Here is a 19,219-nt window from a genome sequence, read left to right on the forward strand (position 1 = left end):
TATCTAATTATTAAAATGCTAAATAATAAAAAAATCCTCCAAAATTTCTTTAGGAGGATCGTATATTTTTAATTTATAACTGTCAACTGAAAATTGCCAACCGTATACGGATTTATTCTACTGTAAATTCTTTCTTAAACGATTCTAAAACGCGACCGCCTTTGTAAAAATAACGGCTGTAATAAGGCTCGTTCAGGTTGCTGATTACCACACCACGAGAACTTGATGCATGTGCAAATCTGTTATCGCCCAGGTAAATACCAACATGTGAAATACTTCTGCTTTTAATCTTGAAGAAAACTAAATCGCCCTCTTTTAAATCTTCTTTAGACAATGGATCTACCATACTAAAAATATCGCGCGAATTTCTTCTGATGGTCGTGTTGAAAACTTTATCGTAAATCGCTTTAGTGAAAGCCGAACAATCGATCCCTCTTTTGGTGTTTCCACCATAACTATAAGGCGTTCCGATCCATTCGTAAATAAACTTGTACAGTTTTAAATTCGAAGTTGCATCTACCGCAACACCCATAACCTGCGAAAAATATTGTGATGCTAGGTTGTCGGGGTCATTTAATTCTTTACCAGATTCTTTTGTTTTTGTTTGCGCAAATGCGGCTGAGAGCGTGCAAATAGCAATTAGAGTAGAAAACAAAAATTTTTTAATCATGTTATACAGTTATGTTTGGGTATTCACTTACACATTAACGTACACCACATGGGCTTATTGTTGGTTACCAAAAGTATTAATTATACAAATGTTATCCAAATGTTAGACGTTAAAAAACGAAAGTTATTAACATTTTTGTTTTTCCGCCATCATTTTTTGTTATAAACATCCCCTAAAAATCATCTTTTCTAAAAAAAACGATTTACTTCAATACGCTAAATAGGAATAATTCTATTTTATTTTAAATTATGAGAATAAGCATATATACAGAATTAAATTTCAGAATAAATTGATTCCATATTATGATAAAGGGTGTTGATTTAGTTATAAGAAATCGCTGTTAAATCGATATCGGCTGCCAGGGTTTATATTTAATTGTAAAACAACTGTTAAATCTGATTACAACCCTAATACTATGATGTTTTTACACTAAAAAGTGCCAAAAATTACAATAAAAAAATTAGATTTGCTGTCGCAAAAAACAAATACCCTAAAATGAGTGCAGTAGAAATAAATAAAGATACCTGGTTAAAGTGGTTTGAGTCGATGTTGCTTATGCGCAAATTCGAAGAAAAAACTGGCCAGTTATACGGACAACAAAAAATACGTGGCTTTTGTCATTTATACATTGGACAAGAAGCTGTAGTTGCAGGTGCAATATCTGCAATGCAAAAAGGTGATTCAATGATTACAACATACCGTGATCATGCTCATGCCTTAGCTTTAGGAGTTAGTGCTGATAGTATTATGGCAGAAATGTACGGTAAAGCTACAGGTTGCTCTAAAGGTAAAGGTGGTTCAATGCACATGTTCAGCAAAGAGCACAACTTCTACGGTGGTCATGCAATTGTTGGCGGTCAGATTCCTTTAGGCGCTGGCGTTGCTTTTGCAGAAAAATACAAAGGAACTGATAATGTTAACATTTGTTATATGGGCGATGGTGCTGTGCGCCAGGGTGCATTAAACGAAACTTTTAACATGGCCATGCTTTGGAAATTGCCTGTTATTTTTGTTTGCGAAAACAACGGTTACGCAATGGGTACCTCAGTACAACGTACGACCAACATGACCGATATTTATAAAATAGGTTTAGGTTTTGATATGCCATGTGCACCAGTTGATGGTATGGATCCGGTTGCTGTTCACAATGCAATGGACGAAGCGATCCAACGTGCACGTAAAGGTGAAGGACCTACTTTCTTAGAAATGAGAACTTACCGTTACCGTGGTCACTCGATGTCAGATCCGGCAAAATACCGTACCAAAGAAGAATTAGAAGATTATAAAGCAAAAGATCCTGTTGAGCATGCAAGAGAAACGATTCTTAAAGAAAAGTATGCAGATCAAGCCTGGATTGAAGAAGTAGAAGCTAAAGTAAAAGCAATTGTAGATCAGGCCGTAAAATTTGCTGAAGAATCTCCTTGGCCTGATGCATCTGAATTATACAAAGATGTATATATGCAACAGGACTACCCTTACGTAATGGACTAATATTAATAAGATTTCAATTAATTAGATATAATGGCTGATGTAATTAAAATGCCCAAAATGAGCGACACCATGACCGAAGGGGTTTTGGCAAAGTGGCATAAAAAAGTGGGCGATAAAGTGAAAAGCGGCGATGTTTTGGCAGAAGTAGAAACTGACAAAGCAACAATGGATATGGAATCTTATTGGGATGGGACTCTTTTATACGTAGGTGTAGAAGAAGGAACAGCTGTTCCTGTTGATGCCATCATGGCCGTTATTGGTAAAGAAGGCGAAGATTATAAAGCAGCATTAGACGCTGAAAAAGGCGCAGAAGCTCCAAAAGCCGAAAGTGCTGAAGCACCAAAGGCTGAAGAGAAAAAAGAAGAAGCTGCACCTGCTCAGGGCGGTGGCCTAAGCGAAGAAGAATTAGCAGCAAAAGGTGTTACGGTTATCCGCATGCCTTTGTTAAGCGATACCATGACTGAAGGCGTAATTGCCGAATGGCATAAAAAAGTTGGCGATAAAGTAAAAGATGATGATGTTCTTGCTGATGTAGAAACCGATAAGGCAACTATGGAAGTAATGGGCTATGCAACCGGAACTTTATTACACATTGGTGTAGAGAAAGGTGCTGCTGCAAAAGTGAACGGAATTATCGCTATCGTTGGTCCTGAAGGAACTGATGTGAGCGGAATTTTAGCAGGCGGCTCAGCCCCGGCTCCAAAAGCTGAAAGTGCTGAAGCACCTAAAGAAGAAAAATCTGCAACTGTTGCTGAAATTGAAACACCAAGAACTTCATCATGTGGTACAACTACAGATAACCGCGATAGCCGCGTTAAAGCATCTCCTTTAGCTAAGAAAATTGCTAAAGATAAAGGGATCGATTTAGCACAGGTTGCAGGTAGTGCAGAAGGTGGCCGTATCATTAAAAAAGATATCGAAAACTTCAAACCAACTGCAGCGCCAGCAAAAGCAGAAGCTGCATCAGCTCCGGCTGCCGAGAAAGCTGCTGCACCAGCACCAGTTATTCCTCAATTTGTTGGTGAAGTTAAATTTACGGAAGCTCCTGTTTCGCAGATGCGTAAAGTAATTGCAAAACGTTTAGCAGAAAGTTTATTTACCGCTCCACACTTCTACTTAACCATCAGCATTGATATGGACAATGCAATGGCTGCCCGTACGGCAATCAACGCTGTTGCTCCGGTTAAGGTTTCTTTCAACGATATCGTAATTAAAGCGGTTGCTGTTGCATTGAAAAAACACCCAGCTGTTAACTCATCATGGGGTGGCGATAAAATCAGATTTAACGAACATACTAACATTGGTGTAGCGATGGCTGTTGAAGATGGTTTATTGGTACCGGTAGTGCGTTTCGCTGATGGTAAATCTTTATCACATATCTCAGCAGAAGTTAAAGACTTTGGTGGTAAAGCAAAAGCTAAAAAATTACAACCGGCAGATTGGGAAGGTTCTACTTTCACCGTATCTAACTTAGGTATGTTTGGTATTGATGAGTTTACTTCAATTATCAACTCTCCTGACGGTGCAATTTTATCAGTAGGTGCTATACAACAGGTTCCTGTTGTTAAAAACGGTGCTGTTGTTCCTGGCAACGTAATGAAATTGACTTTAGGTTGCGATCACCGTGTGGTTGATGGTGCAACCGGAGCACAGTTCTTACAAACATTAAAAGGTTTATTAGAAGAGCCGATCAGGTTATTAGCTTAATACTTTGTCATCCTGAGCTTGTCGAAGGATCTCAATATAAAATTTAAAAGCCATCCCTATAGGGTGGCTTTTTTGCGTTAAGGAGAGCCACTCGTAAATGGCTAATAATTTGCTATTTTTGATTAGAACCTTAACCCAAAATAAATGAAGAAGATATTTCTTTTTGCTGCCTGTATTACGGCGTTTGCTGCCTGTAAACAAAAAAGCAGTTCAGACAATACTACCGAAAACAAAGCTTTTGCTGCCTTGTGCGAACAATACTATCAGGAGGGATTAAAACTGAACCCTATTAACGCCACTTATATTGGCGACGAGCGTTATAACGACCTTTTAGCCAACGATGGATCCCAAGCCTATATAAAAGAATTTAAAAGCTATAACGAACGTTATTTAGATAGCCTGGGCAAATACGACAGAGAAAGCCTAAGTGCAAACGACAAATTATCTTTTGATTATTTAAAAGATCAGTTGGATATCAATATCGAAGGCCTTAAATATCATTTCGAATACCTGCCGTTCAACCAAATGTTTGCTCTGCCTTTAACCATTGGTCAGTTTGGCGCTGGTACCGGCATCCAACCTTTTAAAACTGTAAAAAATTATGAAGATTGGTTAAAACGTATTGATGCCTTTTCGGTATGGGCCGATACCGCCATTGGCAATTTTAAAAAAGGTGCCGCCGCCGGTATTGTATTGCCAAAAGCATTGGTGATTAAAATGATCCCTCAAATGCAGAGTATGGTTGTGGCTAAACCCGAAGAAAGTTTATTTTATGGGCCAATCAAATTAATGCCTGCAAGTTTTTCTGCGGCAGATAAACAAAAATTAACAGAAGCTTACCGCAATTCGATCACTAAAGTAATTGTTCCTACCTATAAAAAATTGGGCGATTACCTGCAGAACGAATATCTGCCAAAAACAAGAACTACCTCAGGCTATTCTGCCATGCCAGGCGGTTTGGCCTGGTATACTTATCTGGTTAAACAACAAACTACCACCAACAAAACGCCCGAGGAGATCTATCAAACGGGCTTAAAAGAAGTCGCCAGGATTAAAGGCCAAATGGATAGCATCAAAAACTTAGTTGGCTTTAAGGGTGATTTGAAGGCTTTTTTCGAGTACATGAAAACAGATAAAAAATTCATGCCTTATAAAACACCAAAAGAAGTTTTAGCTGCCTTTGAGAATATCCACCAGCGCATGAAACCCAATTTGAAGAAAATGTTTGATGTTGAACCTAAAACACCTTTCGAAATCCGCCAAACAGAAGCTTTCAGAGCAGCATCGGCAAGTGCAGAGTATAATCCAGGTTCGGCTGACGGATCACGTCCAGGGATCTTTTATGTGCCAATTTTAGATGCTAAAACATTTAACACTACCTCAGGCATGGAATCTCTTTTTCTTCATGAGGCAATTCCAGGCCACCATTATCAGATTTCTTTAACCCAAGAAAATAAATCGCTACCTAATTTCCGCCGTTTTGGCGGACATAATGCTTATGTAGAAGGTTGGGCATTATACTGTGAATCGTTGGGTAAAGAACTAGGCTTATACCAAGATCCTTACCAGCACATGGGTGCTTTGGGCGATGAAATGCACAGGGCCATCCGTTTAGTGGTTGATGTGGCCATCCATACTAAAAACATGAGCAGAGAGGAAGCCATAAAATACATGACAGACAATGAAGCCATCAGCACTGAAGGTGCAACAGCAGAAATTGAACGTTATATGGGTATACCTGCACAAGCTTTAGGCTATAAAACCGGGGCAATGAAAATAAGGGAATTGAGAACCAAATATGAGAAAGAATTAGGTCCGAAATTTAAACTGGCCGCCTTTCATACTGCAGTTTTAAAAGATGGATCGTTCCCTTTATCTGTTTTTGAAGCGAAGATGGATACCTGGGCCGAAAGCCAGAAGTAGTTCTATTTGTCATTGTGTATCGTTATTCAAGAAGTCGTCATTTCGAGCGAACCCGATAGCTATCGGGTGCAACGCAGCGAGAACCACGCAGTACTCAGCGAAGCTAAATCTGTACAGATAGATCTCTCCATTCCGCGATGCTCCAGTCGAGATGACGACTATGTAAATAATCTGCGGGAATCTAACCGCTCAATTCATTAAATCTCGAAACCCTTTGCCCATTACTTTGTTAAATAATAAAACACCCAAATCATGGACAAAGAAAAATTGATACAAGAAGCCTACTTGGTTGCACATAAAATAGAGGAGAATGGCAATTTTCCAAACAATCCTACTTTACCGTTAATGATTTACAAAGGTACATTTAGGCTGCACCCTGATGATACCGAAGAAGTAATCAAGAAAGTTTTCGCACAGAACGGGTATACCAATGCCTGGGTTGATGGTATTTTTGATTACCACCACTATCACAGCAATACACACGAGGTTATGGGCGTATTTTGTGGTAAAGCCGATGTACAGTTTGGAGGCGATCACGGTGTTTGTATAGAACTGGATAAAGGTGATGTAATTATCATCCCCGCGGGTGTAGCACATAAAAAACTGAACTCAACCGATGACTTCACCGTTGTTGGTGCATACCCAAATGGCTCAGACTACGATATTAAATATGGCAAAGCCGAAGAGCGGCCTGAAGCAGATGAAACCATCGCCAAAGTGAAAAACCCAGACAGCGATCCCGTTTATGGAAGTAAAGGTCACTTATTTGAATGCTGGTACAATCAAAATTGCGAAAATGTGTAAAACTCTTTCGTTTTAACCGTCTAAAATTCTTTAATTTTCGGGTTTTAAATACACTATCCTTAATATAAATGAATTTTCGATATATATGTTCAGCATTAGCCCTCTCTGTAACTTTACTAACCGCATGTTCAAGCAAAAAATCTGAAGAGAAAAAGGCCGCTGAAAAAAAAATCCGCACCAAAGACGACGACAAAGCAGATAGCCTCTTATTGGTTTATAATCCGCAAAAAGGTGATAAATGGATTGCTGATTTTGTAGATAACCTACATCGGAAATTCAATTTCAACGGAAATATGCTGGTAGCCAAAGATGGAAAAATTCTTTACGAAAAAGCCGTTGGATGGGCAGATTACCTGCACCGCGATAGTTTAACCATCAACTCAGAATTTGAGTTGGCTTCAATTACCAAAACCTTTACCGGTACAGCCATTATGCAATTGGTAGAAGCCGGAAAACTTTCGTTAAACGATAATGTAAAAAAATTCTATCCTAATTTCCCATACGAGGGCATAACAGTGAAATTATTGCTTTCTCACCGCAGCGGCATGATGAACTATGTGTACTTTATAGATGATATCTGGCGTAAGGAAAAACGAAACATGAAAAAAGGCGTAACCAATCAGGAAGTAATGAATGTTATTGCCGAGCGGAAACCAAACCCGTATACTAAACCCGATAACCGTTTTCACTACAACAACTCAAACTTTATGGTTTTGGGTGCCATTATAGAAAAGGTAACCGGACAACGTTACTCGCAGTATATGATGGAGCATGTGTTTAAGCCTGCCGGATTAAAGCATACGCATGTGTATAGCACCACTGAGTATGAAAAAATTCCTGTTGATGTGGTTGGTCACGACCGTAATAGTTTCAGATATTCTGTTGCGCAGAATTTTTTAGACGGCCCGGTTGGGGATAAAGGCATTTACAGCACGGTACACGATTTGGTATTATTTGATAAATACTTGAAAAACGGAAGATTACTGACCAAAAAAAGTCTCGATTCGGCGTATGTAGGTCGCAATAAGCCTATAAACGGTCATTTTAACTATGGCTATGGCTGGAGGATGTTCGACGGCGAAAATATGGACAAAGTAGTTTACCACACAGGTTGGTGGCATGGTTTCCGCCATATTTATGTGCGGGATTTAAACAAAAACATCGTAATTATATTTTTAGGCAATCTTACTAATGGAAGTTTGATGCATCTTGACGAGCTGTACAAGCATTTCAATATGCCTATTATCCGTAAAGGGGCTTACCATGGCAATGGAAGTTTGCCGGGAAGCGACGAGGATTAAATTTATGGCAAAAACAAAATGGATTATTGGACCAGGAACATTAACCATCTATCCTAAAAGAAATTTAAGGATAGTTGGGGCTATTTTTTTTGTACTGATTGGGGCCTTTATCTTCTTTTTATCGAGATCGGTACAGGGCTATTCGGCTGGCCTTACTTTTGGTTATTATAGCTTCCTATTATTAATTCCCTTGCTGCTGATTTTAATGGCCGAAACGAAGGTTGTTTTTGATGGAAACAGCAGAATTTTATATAAAAGAATTGCGTTTTTGCCAACGGGATCAATCCCTTTTGATGATATCGCTTCAGTAGAACCATACGAAGTACTTGGAAGCGGTTTCAATTATAAACTGTTTAAAAAAAGTAACAGGCATGGTAGAGGCTTACTTGTTTCTTCCGGGTATAGCAAAGCCACCGATGTCAATCTGATCGCTTTTCAGCAGGAGGTACTGCCAAAGATTGATGAACTTGTTTTCGCTAATGCACCTGTAATTCCCAAACAGACCATTTACGATTTTCGGTTTTTTAAAGAAGAAGGAGGCATTTACCTGTTGCGGGATAATAAGATAGGAAGTTTTATTATCGGATTAATTTTGATCGGTGCTACCGTTGCGATATTGTTTAGTCCAGATTTTTTGGCAAACGAAGGATCTATTCAAAAAATACTCCTCACCTATTTTCCAGCGGCGATCGGCTTAGCGCTTCTTTTTGCAGCAACCTCCAATATCCGTTTTGATAAAAGCCAAAGAAAAATTATCCGTTCTACTTTCGGAGGCCGTGTGGTAAAAGAATATCCGTTTGACGACCTGATCCGTTTTCAAGTGATCCGCAAAACAACCAATCTTATTTATTCAGGTACCGAAGTTAGGGCAGAAATTTTACTGCCGGCCAAAAACAAAACAACCACCTTAAACCTTAAACACTTTACAGGTACTAAAAGAATTGAGCGGTTTCTTGATGAAGCCAATACGATTTTAGGCAGAATCTAGTTTTATTATAAAAATTACAACATTATGTTTGATAAATTATTTGCGGCCCAACAAAAAGCCGAAGAAATTAAAAAACGCCTGGATACGATCTCTGTATTTGGCGAAGTTGAAAATGGCGCAATAAAAATCACTGCTACAGCAAACAAGGCCATCACTGGAATTTCCATTGATGAAGAGTTTTTGAAAAATGCCGATAAGGAAGAATTAGAAGAACTTTTATTAACAGCTATTAATAAAGCTATGGCAAGTGCTGAACAAGTTAGTGCCGCCGAAATGCAGGCATCAGCGCAGGATATGCTTGGAGGCTTAGGCGGTATGTTTGGGCAATAAAACCATCAGGCAACTTAACTGTTTTATCCTAAAAAGAATCGATCTTGCTACTTAAGACTCAAATCTTGATACTATTATTATGAAATACACTTATTACGGCCAGTCTTGCTTTCTATTAGAGGCAGCCGGCAAAAAACTACTATTCGATCCGTTTATATCTCACAATCCATTAGCTAAAAATATAGATACTAAAGCCATTGAGGCCGATTATATACTGGTTAGCCATGGCCATGGCGATCATGTGGGCGATCTGATAACACTGGCAAAGCAAACGCAAGCCACCGTTATTGCCATGCCAGAGGTAATAGATTGGGCAAGCAAACAAGGTGTAGAAAAAGTACATGGAATGAATTTTGGTAAATTTACGTTTGATTGGGGAACTGTACGCATGGTGCCTGCAACCCACTCATCGGGTTTGCCAGATGGAAGTTATGGCGGAAACCCGGCAGGTTTTGTGCTTGAAGTAGATGGCAAACAGATTTACTTTGCAGGCGATACAGGTTTAACCATCGAGATGAAGGTTTTGGCTGATATTTACAACCTGGATTATGCCATTTTACCGATCGGTGGAAATTATACCATGGATGTTGATGATGCCTTGATTGCGACTAAATATTTCGACTGTGATAATGTAATCGGCGTACACTACAATACTTTTCCGGTTATCGAAATTGATACCAAGGCAGCTTTGGATAAATTTAAGCGCGAAAACAAAACCTTATTGTTGCCAGAAATTGGTGAGACGATAAGTTTATAGCCTAATACGGATTACAAATCCGCCCGCAATACCGTCATTTCGACTGAAGTGCAACGAAATGGAGAGATCTGTCTCGAGGCAGATCTCTCCACTCCACTACGTTCCGCTCGAGATGACGGCCGTTTTAGGAGCATATACTAAAACAAAAAAAGGGCCTCCGATTTTCATTGGAGACCCTTCAAATTATAAACCTGAACCTAATTCTTTTTAGCAGCAGCTTTATTTGCTTTGTAACGCATATCGGCTGTTCCGTCTTTTTTAGTTGGACCAGCAACTTTAGTTACTGCCTTTGCTTTATTTTCTTTAAAACGCATATCTGGCGTACCGTCTGCTTTTACTTTAGCAGCCGTAGTAGTTGTTTTAGTTTCTACTTTTTTAGCCTCCTGTTTTACGCCTGCTTTTACTGGTGCAGTTGTAGTTTTTACTTCTTTTTTAGCAACAGTTTTAGCTTTAGCTGGGGCTGTTGTTGCTGGTGTCTGAGCAAATGCTGTTGTTAAGCCAAATGCTGCGATTGCGATTAAACTCAATAATTTTTTCATGTTTTTTAGATTTGTTTTTTAATTATCATGAAGCTTCTTTGTTTCATTCAGAGGTTTCATAATCCTTAATTTTTGTTTACTCGTTATTTGTTGATATAAAATTGATTAATTGATATGAAGTTTTAATGAAGATAACGAATATTTTTATTTTTTTAATGTGCAGCCAGCCAATTATCGCCTTCACCAATTTCTACTACAATGGGTACAGTGAGTTTAATGGCATTGGCCATTTTATCCTGAATAATTGCCTTCATCGCTTCCTTTTCCGATCTCACCACATCAAACACCAACTCATCATGCACCTGCATGGTCATGGTTGACTGTAAATTCTGCGCTTTCATTTCTTTATGGATGTTGATCATGGCAATCTTGATCATATCAGCTGCAGAGCCCTGTATAGGCGCGTTAATGGCATTTCGTTCTGCGAAACCTCTTACAGTTTGGTTGGCCGAGTTAATGTCTCTTAAATAACGTCTTCTGCCCATTATCGTTTCTACAAATCCGTTCTCGCGTGCGAAGTTCATGGTATCGCTCATGTAACGTTTAATACCCGGATATTGCGTAAAATATTGTTCAATAATTTCGGCAGCTTCCTTACGTGGAATACCTAAGTTTTGCGATAAACCAAAAGCAGACTGACCGTAAATAATTCCGAAGTTAACGGCTTTGGCATTTCTGCGCTGCGTTCCGTCTACCTCTTCGATGCTTACACCATATACTTTAGCTGCTGTTGCCGTATGGATATCGATCCCTTTGTTAAAAGCATCCAGCATATTCTCTTCCTTACTGATTTCGGCAATAATGCGCAATTCTATCTGCGAATAATCCGCCGATAACAAAATGTGGTTTTCATCCCTTGCAATAAAGGCTTTTCGTACCTCTCTGCCACGCTCGGTACGGATCGGAATATTCTGTAAATTCGGATTATTGGAACTTAACCTTCCAGTTGCCGCAACAGCCTGATTGTAGGATGTGTGTACCCTACCAGTTTTAGGGTTAACCATTAATGGCAAAGCATCAACATAGGTCGATTTAAGTTTCTGCAACTGGCGGAAATCTAAAATATCCTGTACAATATCACTTTTACTGGCTAATGCCAATAAAACATCTTCACCAGTTTGATATTGGCCTGTTTTAGTCTTTTTAGCCTTTGGATCGAGCTGAAGTTTATCAAATAAAACCTCTCCCAATTGCTTTGGCGAGGCGAGATTAAATTTAACTCCTGCTTTATCGTAAACATTCTGTTCGAACTTGATAATTTCAGTTTCGAGCTCTTTGGAATAAGCTTTTAAGGTTTCCATATCAATGCGAACACCTTCTTTTTCAATATCTGCCAAAACATAAACCAAAGGGTTCTCAATTTCTTCGGCTAATTTGGCTGCATTTAGTTCTTTTAATTTTGGTTCAAAAATGTGCGCTAATTGTAATGTCACATCGGCATCTTCAGCCGCGTAATCTACCACATCTATTACTGGCACATCACGCATGGTGCCTTGGTTTTTGCCTTTTGCACCAATCAATTTGGTAATAGAGATCGGTGAGTAACCCAGGTAGTTCTCTGATAAAATATCCATACCATGGCGGGTATCAGGATCGATTAAATAGTGGGCAAGCATGGTATCAAAAAGTTTGCCCTTCACCTGAACACCATACCATTTCAACACTAAAATATCGTATTTGGTATTCTGACCAATTTTTTCAATTTCTTCATTTTCCAATACGACTCTAAATTCGTCAACGATAACCTGAGCCTCTTCTCTCGCTGCCGGAACCGGAATATAATAACCTGTGCCGGGTTTTATGGAGAACGATAAACCAACTAAATCGGCCATGTTTGCATCGGTACCTGTAGTTTCCGTATCAAATGAGATGCGTTTTTCGGCAAGTAATAATTTGATTAGATCTGCACGTTGCTCAACCGTATCAACCAACTGATAATCGTGTTCCGTATTTTCGATGGTTTTAGCCGGAAGCTTTTCTGCTGGTTCTTCTTCGAGCGTATTGGTATATTGAATGGCCTCGCCTGCCTGGTTTCCGAATAAATCTGTCTGTGTACCTTCCTGAAAACGCGCTGTAGTAACCGAAAATTCATCGCCAAATACCCTACGTCCCAAAGTCCTGAATTCTAATTCGGTAAATAGAGGTTCTAATAAATCGCGGCTTGGATCGCAAAGTTCTAAACTAGCCTCATCCAGCTCAACAGGAACATCTAACAGAATTGTTGCTAGTTTTTTTGAGATTAAACCTTGTTCTGCAAAGTTTTCTACGTTTTCGCGCTGTTTGCCTTTTAGTTCATGGGAGTTTGCAATAATATTCTCCATAGAACCGTATTGTTTGATCAAAGCTTTTGCCGTTTTCTCGCCTATGCCGGGGATGCCCGGTATATTATCTACCGCATCGCCCCATAATCCTAAAATATCGATTACCTGTAATACATTTTCGATTTCCCATTTGGCCAGTACTTCCTTTACGCCCAATATTTCCATATCGTTACCCATACGGGAAGGTTTGTAAATAAAAATATTTTCGGAAACCAATTGCGCAAAATCCTTATCTGGCGTCATACAGTAAACCTGATAGCCTTTTTGTTCGGCCTTTTTAGCCAGCGTACCAATAATATCATCAGCTTCGTAACCATCAGAGGTGATTACAGGAATGTTAAAACCCGTAATTAATTTAATTACATATGGCATTGCCGCAGCCAGATCTTCGGGCATAGCCTGACGGTGTGCTTTATACGCTTCGAAAGAAGTATGCCTTTCTGTTGGTGCCTCAGTATCGAAAACAACAGCAATATGCGTTGGTTTTTCTTTCTTCAAAACATCTAACAAAGTATTGGTAAAGCCCATTACTGCCGATGTATTAATGCCTGTTGAGGTAAAACGAGGGTTTTTACTTAATGCAAAATGCGCCCTGTACATCAGCGCCATACCATCTAGGAGAAAGAGTTTTTTATTCATGTGATTACACCGATTTAATGATTATACCGACAAATAGATTTATCGAGTGATAAAAGTAACCAAAGTTAGTCATATCACTAAAATGCTTTTTCAACAAAAAAAATAAATTATTTATTGAAATCTCTTACATTAAGCATCATTTATAAAAACGCTTTTATGAAAACTTTCCTTACCTTAATTTTTTGCTTGCTAACCTGCCTAACCAAGGCTCAGCTACCATCCGATACCTTGATTACCTATATCACTTTCGAAAACCTAAAAGGACCCGATGATGGTTATGGCGCGTCAATCGATCGGCCGATAGGCAGTGGTGCCTTTAAAAACATATCCGATCGGGATAATTTAAGAGTAAGAATGGCCAAACTCGAAAATTCTTACCGCTGGCCTGATGGATCAAAAATCGACTTTACTAAAAGAAATAGTCAACATTCAAATACAGGTATTGTAGATCGCTATACTTTGATAAATCCAACTACAAAAGATACGCTATTTCTCTTTGTTGATCCTTATAAAACCGATTCTACATTTTATATCCCAAAGGGATTGGTTGCTGTTAGTAAAGAAGTTTTGGCAAAAGAAATTGCAGTACAGCTAAAATCAATCGAGGATATCAACGCCGCTAAAGATGCTTTTAGCAATGAACAGGAAAACATTAACAGGATTGCCAACTACATTGCCAGTAATATCGGACTGATTAATTTTATTGATCGGGAAAACTTACGTAAAGTGATGACTGATACGCAAGCTGATCCGGAATTAAAGAATTACCTGTTTAAGTTTTATGTTCTGAATAAGTTTTATGCATTGGGCAAGAATATCTCCAACACAAAAGCTTATGCTTTAAATAAAATGAAAGAATCGTTTGTTAATTTCCAAAAAGAGCATCCTGATGTAGCTGCCGGCAATATCAAAATTAATCTGAATTAGTATGTTTTGGAATTAAGTTCCGTTATTTGTGAAAAGCAATTGATCATATGAAATTTCTATTATCTGTTTTCCTTTTCTTATTTACGCTAAATCAACTTTCAGCCCAGGATTTTATTGTTAAAAACAACGATGATGTCATCCGCGGAACAATAAAAGGCACCGATTATTTTTCGGTTTTTATCAGCGCCAATGATGAAGCTGATGTAATTTTGCCTGCAAAGGACGTTAAGAACTTCTTCTGGAACGGTGATAGCTTTGTAAGCAAGGGTTTTGCAAATGGGCGCAATTTCGAATACCGTTTTGTTAAAGTAATAGAAATGGGAACGGTTAATCTTTATTCTTTTGGCGGAGGTACCTTAGTTCCTGTAGTAAAAGAAAAAAAAGTAAAATTCAGGCCATCAATTGGTATTGGAACAGGAACCGGCGGCTATGGTGGCATGGGTATGGGTGGAGGCATTAGCATCGGCAGTGGCCGTAATGCTGCGCCAGAAAGACCTGCAGGCGCCCCAGTTATCCGTTACTTTATTGAAAAACCGGGTGCCGGGCCTTTACAGGAAGTACCGATGAAAGCAATAACCGAAGACACTAAAAAAGCTGAAGTTAAAAATATTTTATTGCAAAAAATGGGCGACCAACCTGCTTTAAAAGCTAAAGTTGAAGCTGGAACAGATTTTAACAGTAGGGATGTAATTGAATGGGTTAAGGAATATAACGCGACAAAGAAATAGAATTAGGATTAACTTATCTCAGGATTGCAAGATCGTTTAAATAATATCTTCGCGCTTTAGCTTTACATAAATGGCTAAACTAATAAGCTTATCGTTTTTAATTTCACAGTTCTCCATTGTTTTCTGATAGCTAAAATCAAGTTTTTGGAGTACCTTTTTGCTGTTTTCATTTTGAGTCTCAACCATAGCCTCGATTTTTCTTAAGCCTAATTTCTCAAAGGCATAATTGCAAATGGGATTTGCTACCTCTTTAATGATGCCTTTTCCCCAATGTGTGGGCAACAGCCAAAAACCGATTTCAGCCTTTTGATCTGTTTTAATTAAATCATTAAATCCTATGGCACCTAAGAGACTAAGGTTTTCTTTATCACAGATTGCCCACCAGATACCTGTTTCATTTTTTTGAAGGTCATTGAACCAGATCAATTGCTCATTGGTTTCCTCTAGGCTTGCATAGCGCACACCATAAAAGCGAATCACATCCGGATGGGATAATCCTTCAAAAATAAATGCTAGATCGTCAGAACAGAACTGCCTCAATAAAAATCTATCCGTGTGTATTGTAGCTGAAGCAAACATTACCTTGCGCAGCAGTTTAATAAATGGTCGTTAACCATGCCGGTGGCCTGCATATGTGCATAACAGATGGTGGTGCCGAAAAATTTGAAACCACGTTTTTTCATGTCTTTACTGATCTGATCAGAAAGTTCAGTTCTTGGCGGAACATCACTCATTTTTTCGATGTGATTTTGAATCGGTTTGCCACCTGGAACAAAACTCCACATGTATTTAGAAAAGCTCCCAAATTCCTTCTGGATCTCGAGAAACAGTTTAGCGTTGGTAATGGCGCCGTTAACTTTTAAACGATTGCGGATAATACCTTCATCGTTCATCAGCCGCTCCACATCTTTTTCGGTAAAAGCAGCTACTTTGTTAACCTCAAAATCGGCAAAGGCTTTACGGTAGTTTTCTCGTCTTCTGAGAATAGTAATCCAGCTTAAACCAGCCTGTGCACCTTCGAGGATCAGAAATTCGAATAAAATTTTATCATCATAAACAGGCTTTCCCCATTCTTCGTCATGATATTTGATGTAAAGTGGGTCATTTCCGGCCCAGCTGCAACGGGTTATTGAGTTTTGCATAGTTTTGGTTTTAGAAGTTTAGTTCAAAATTATTCCGTGAAGGATTAAAAGTTAAATCTCCAAGTGCGATCGTCACCCTGAACTTGTTTCAGGGTCTTTACCTCAAGGTAATTTTTCATAAAAAGATGCTGAAACAAGTTCAGCATGACGATTCTTCTGTATAAAATGAGCTAAACTCCCGCCTCCAAACTCAGCTCATCCCAGTACTCCACAGCTCTCCTATAATGCGGAATTACAATACTGCCGCCTACAAGGTTGGCGATCATGAAAATTTCGTTCATCTCATCATGGTTTACACCGGCATCGAAACACTTGCCCAAGTGGTATTTAATGCAATCATCACAACGCAAAACCATCGAGGCTACCAGGCCCAACATCTCTTTCGTTTTAACATCTAAGGCTCCATCAGCATAGGAGGTTGTATCGAGCGCAAAAAATCGTTTAATATTTGTATTCGCCGTTTCCATAATTCTATCGTTCATTTTTTCACGATAGCCATTAAATTCTTCTACAAGCTTTCCCATATTTTAAAATCTTTTTTAACTGTTATTTGTTAGGGATATAAACATTTGATTATGAAAATGATATCTCCAAAATTTCATGCCGTTTTAGATTACCTGTTGGTAATGCTTTTATTGGCTTCGCCTGATATTTTTGGTCTTTCTAAAACCGCTTCAACACTGGCTTACACATTGGGCATCATTCATTTTTTATTAACGATAACCACTAATTTCAGCGGGGGTATTTTTAAGATCATTAACCTTAAACTTCATGGCCTTATCGAATTTTTTGTTAGTATTATCCTTGTCATCTTAGCCTTTACGCTTTTTAAAGGGAATTTAACCGACGAAATTTTCTACGCCTGTTTAGGTTTATTGATTCTGATTATTTTTACCCTTACCGATTATAAACGAAGTTTACCCTTTATACTGTAATTTCTTCGAGCGGATTCCAGAATACTTTTTTAAAGTTTACCACCTTATCGTTCTTTACTTCGACGCCTTCGTTCCTCAACAGCTCCTCCATCAGTTCGGGCGGTTTGAAATGAAACTTTCCGGTTAGCAAGCCACTACTGTTTACCACCCTGTGGGCAGGCACACTAGGATGGGCTGTTCCGGCATAAAGCATGGCATGTCCCACCATTCTCGATGATTTTGCTGCACCTAAACTTTTTGCGATAGCGCCATAAGATGTAACCCTTCCTTTCGGGATTAACCGGGCAATCTCATAAACCTGTTCGTAAAAGTTGACATCCATTATTCAAAAGAAAATTGAATATAATTAATATTTTTATCGTGTAACAAGTATTTTTTCTCGTAATAGGTTTTGATAGACAATACTTCATCAACCAGATCAGAAGTATACAGATGGTCAGTGTTTTTATGTACAGGCAATCCTAATTCTGCCACCTTTTCGCAAGTGTAAGCATACAGTTGGTCATTATCCGTTTTCAAATTAACATTGCCACCTTGTTTTAAAACAAGTTTATAACGGTTCAGGAATGCAGGGAAAGTCAAACGTTTTTTCTCCCGGCTATCTTGTGGTTGCGGATCGGGGAAAGTGATCCAGATCTCATCAATTTCTCCTTCGTTGAAATACTCCAATAAATTTTCAATCTGGATTCTTAAAAAAGCAACATTGTTAATTCCATCTTCAATAGCTGTTTTTGCCCCTCTCCAAATGCGGTTACCTTTATAATCAACACCTATAAAGTTTTTTTCAGGAAATAACCTGGCTAAGTTTACTGAATATTCGCCTTTTCCACACGCCAGTTCGAGTACAATGGGATTCGTATTTTTAAAATGTGCTGAAGCCCAGTTTCCCTTTAAAGTTTTTCCTTGTTCTAATTGATATACGTTTGCAAATGTTTCAATTTCTGCAAAACGCCTAAGTTTATCTTTACCCAAAAGTTTTTTTTCTGCAAAAATACAATTAAATCAATAATCGAAGTTTCTTTTGCCAGAAAGATTAATGTCATTCTTATTTAGGAATCGTATTTTTGTAACTTATAAAAAATACCGTGGAAAAAAACGCTAAAATATATGTTGCAGGCCATCGTGGTATGGTAGGTTCGGCCATTTACCGTAAACTGCAAAAAGAGGGTTATCAGAATATTATAACCAAAACTTCGAGCGAGTTAGATTTACGCAACCAACAGGCCGTTACAGATTTCTTTGCGGCAGAAAAACCAGATTATGTATTTCTTGCCGCGGCAAAAGTGGGTGGTATTGTAGCCAACAATACTTACAGGGCCGACTTTCTCTACGAAAATTTGGCCATACAAAATAATGTTATCCACAATGCTTATGTAAATGGAGTTAAGAAACTCATGTTTTTGGGATCGAGCTGTATTTACCCTAAAATGGCCCCACAGCCCTTAAAGGAAGATTACCTTTTAACCGGAACTTTAGAGCATACCAACGAACCTTATGCGATTGCAAAAATTGCAGGGATCAAAATGTGCGATGCCTACCGCGATCAATATGGCTGTAATTTCATTTCGGTTATGCCAACTAATTTATATGGCTTTAATGACAATTATCACCCTCAAAATTCGCATGTTTTACCCGCTTTGATCCGTAAGGTACACGAGGCAAAAGCGAACAACGAAAAGGAGATTGTGGTTTGGGGATCAGGATCGCCTATGCGCGAATTTTTGTTTGCAGATGATCTGGCAGATGCCTGCTATTTCCTGATGCAAAATTACAACGAGCCGCATTTGATTAATGTCGGTACCGGGCACGATTTAACCATTAAAGATCTAGCTTTATTAATCAAAGACGTATTGGGCTTTGAAGGCGAGTTGGTATTCGATGCAAGCAAACCAGATGGAACACCCCGTAAGTTGATGGACGTAAGCAAACTTCATAATTTAGGCTGGAAACATCAAATAGAACTTAAAGAAGGGATTGCGCTGGCTTATCAGGATTTCGAAAGCCGTTACTAAATAAG

At 38.7% G+C, this 19,219-nt stretch carries 20 protein-coding genes; 12 read left to right on the plus strand and 8 right to left on the minus strand.

Annotated elements, in window-relative coordinates:
- Positions 1-112: 112 nt before the first annotated feature.
- Complete coding sequence (locus ASU31_RS02090) at positions 113-670, minus strand: C40 family peptidase (protein WP_029274974.1); 558 nt, start codon at positions 668-670, stop codon at positions 113-115.
- A gap of 495 nt (positions 671-1,165) precedes the next feature.
- Here ASU31_RS02090 and pdhA point away from each other — a divergent pair, with 495 nt between their 5' ends.
- From pdhA to ASU31_RS02130, 8 genes are all read left to right on the plus strand, one after another.
- The gene (pdhA, locus tag ASU31_RS02095) at positions 1,166-2,161 is read left to right on the plus strand and encodes a pyruvate dehydrogenase (acetyl-transferring) E1 component subunit alpha (RefSeq protein ID WP_029274973.1); all 996 of its coding nucleotides are present in this window, start codon (positions 1,166-1,168) and stop codon (positions 2,159-2,161) included.
- A gap of 30 nt (positions 2,162-2,191) precedes the next feature.
- Complete coding sequence (locus tag ASU31_RS02100) at positions 2,192-3,868, plus strand: dihydrolipoamide acetyltransferase family protein (RefSeq protein ID WP_057930727.1); 1,677 nt, start codon at positions 2,192-2,194, stop codon at positions 3,866-3,868.
- A gap of 144 nt (positions 3,869-4,012) precedes the next feature.
- Positions 4,013-5,791 carry a DUF885 domain-containing protein gene (locus tag ASU31_RS02105; RefSeq protein ID WP_057930728.1) on the plus strand — a complete coding sequence of 593 codons (1,779 nt, stop codon included), beginning with the start codon at positions 4,013-4,015 and terminating at the stop codon, positions 5,789-5,791.
- A 252-nt stretch (positions 5,792-6,043) separates the two neighbouring features.
- Positions 6,044-6,595, plus strand: coding sequence for a cupin domain-containing protein (locus tag ASU31_RS02110; RefSeq protein WP_029274968.1), 552 nt, complete (start codon positions 6,044-6,046; stop codon positions 6,593-6,595).
- Between the two features lie 68 nt (positions 6,596-6,663).
- Complete coding sequence (locus tag ASU31_RS02115; protein ID WP_057930729.1) at positions 6,664-7,896, plus strand: serine hydrolase domain-containing protein; 1,233 nt, start codon at positions 6,664-6,666, stop codon at positions 7,894-7,896.
- Between the two features lie 4 nt (positions 7,897-7,900).
- Positions 7,901-8,884: a hypothetical protein gene (locus ASU31_RS02120; RefSeq protein WP_057930730.1), complete on the plus strand. Its 984-nt coding sequence runs from the start codon at positions 7,901-7,903 to the stop codon at positions 8,882-8,884.
- Positions 8,885-8,908: 24 nt separating this feature from the next.
- Positions 8,909-9,214: a YbaB/EbfC family nucleoid-associated protein gene (locus ASU31_RS02125; protein WP_057930731.1), complete on the plus strand. Its 306-nt coding sequence runs from the start codon at positions 8,909-8,911 to the stop codon at positions 9,212-9,214.
- Positions 9,215-9,293: 79 nt separating this feature from the next.
- Entirely contained in the window at positions 9,294-9,971 is a 678-nt protein-coding gene (locus tag ASU31_RS02130; RefSeq protein WP_057930732.1) for a metal-dependent hydrolase, read from the plus strand.
- A 197-nt stretch (positions 9,972-10,168) separates the two neighbouring features.
- Here ASU31_RS02130 and ASU31_RS02135 read toward each other — a convergent pair whose 3' ends face one another.
- Together ASU31_RS02135 and polA are read right to left on the minus strand one after the other, a co-directional pair.
- Positions 10,169-10,510, minus strand: a complete 342-nt coding sequence (locus ASU31_RS02135) for a hypothetical protein (RefSeq protein ID WP_057930733.1) — start codon at positions 10,508-10,510, stop codon at positions 10,169-10,171.
- A gap of 152 nt (positions 10,511-10,662) precedes the next feature.
- Positions 10,663-13,470, minus strand: a complete 2,808-nt coding sequence (gene polA / locus ASU31_RS02140; protein ID WP_057930734.1) for a DNA polymerase I — start codon at positions 13,468-13,470, stop codon at positions 10,663-10,665.
- A gap of 156 nt (positions 13,471-13,626) precedes the next feature.
- On the opposite strand from polA, the gene ASU31_RS02145 reads away from it, so the two are divergent.
- Together ASU31_RS02145 and ASU31_RS02150 are read left to right on the plus strand one after the other, a co-directional pair.
- The gene (locus ASU31_RS02145) at positions 13,627-14,397 is read left to right on the plus strand and encodes a hypothetical protein (protein WP_057930735.1); all 771 of its coding nucleotides are present in this window, start codon (positions 13,627-13,629) and stop codon (positions 14,395-14,397) included.
- A gap of 47 nt (positions 14,398-14,444) precedes the next feature.
- Positions 14,445-15,125, plus strand: a complete 681-nt coding sequence (locus ASU31_RS02150) for a hypothetical protein (RefSeq protein WP_057930736.1) — start codon at positions 14,445-14,447, stop codon at positions 15,123-15,125.
- Between the two features lie 36 nt (positions 15,126-15,161).
- On the opposite strand, the gene ASU31_RS02155 is transcribed toward ASU31_RS02150, so the two are convergent.
- From ASU31_RS02155 to ASU31_RS02165, 3 genes are all read right to left on the minus strand, one after another.
- Entirely contained in the window at positions 15,162-15,704 is a 543-nt protein-coding gene (locus ASU31_RS02155) for a GNAT family N-acetyltransferase (RefSeq protein ID WP_057930737.1), read from the minus strand.
- Positions 15,704-16,267, minus strand: a complete 564-nt coding sequence (locus tag ASU31_RS02160) for a DNA-3-methyladenine glycosylase I (RefSeq protein ID WP_057930738.1) — start codon at positions 16,265-16,267, stop codon at positions 15,704-15,706. Before ASU31_RS02160 ends, ASU31_RS02155 begins: the two co-directional genes overlap by 1 nt.
- Before the next feature lie 170 nt (positions 16,268-16,437).
- A complete protein-coding gene (locus ASU31_RS02165; RefSeq protein WP_029274957.1) occupies positions 16,438-16,791 on the minus strand; it encodes a carboxymuconolactone decarboxylase family protein in 354 nt (117 codons plus the stop codon).
- A 51-nt stretch (positions 16,792-16,842) separates the two neighbouring features.
- Here ASU31_RS02165 and ASU31_RS02170 point away from each other — a divergent pair, with 51 nt between their 5' ends.
- Positions 16,843-17,202 carry a hypothetical protein gene (locus ASU31_RS02170; protein WP_057930739.1) on the plus strand — a complete coding sequence of 120 codons (360 nt, stop codon included), beginning with the start codon at positions 16,843-16,845 and terminating at the stop codon, positions 17,200-17,202.
- Here ASU31_RS02170 and ASU31_RS02175 read toward each other — a convergent pair.
- Complete coding sequence (locus tag ASU31_RS02175) at positions 17,192-17,524, minus strand: MGMT family protein (RefSeq protein WP_057930740.1); 333 nt, start codon at positions 17,522-17,524, stop codon at positions 17,192-17,194. The two genes, ASU31_RS02170 and ASU31_RS02175, sit on opposite strands and share 11 nt — an antisense overlap.
- The gene (trmB, locus tag ASU31_RS02180) at positions 17,524-18,174 is read right to left on the minus strand and encodes a tRNA (guanosine(46)-N7)-methyltransferase TrmB (RefSeq protein WP_057930741.1); all 651 of its coding nucleotides are present in this window, start codon (positions 18,172-18,174) and stop codon (positions 17,524-17,526) included. Before trmB ends, ASU31_RS02175 begins: the two co-directional genes overlap by 1 nt.
- A gap of 113 nt (positions 18,175-18,287) precedes the next feature.
- On the opposite strand from trmB, the gene fcl reads away from it, so the two are divergent.
- On the plus strand, positions 18,288-19,214 hold the full coding sequence (fcl, locus tag ASU31_RS02185; RefSeq protein ID WP_057930742.1) for a GDP-L-fucose synthase: 927 nt from the start codon (positions 18,288-18,290) through the stop codon (positions 19,212-19,214).
- The last annotated feature ends 5 nt before the right edge of the window (positions 19,215-19,219 follow it).

Origin of the sequence: Pedobacter ginsenosidimutans (assembly GCF_001442625.1) — a bacterium.
Lineage (GTDB): Bacteria > Bacteroidota > Bacteroidia > Sphingobacteriales > Sphingobacteriaceae > Pedobacter > Pedobacter ginsenosidimutans.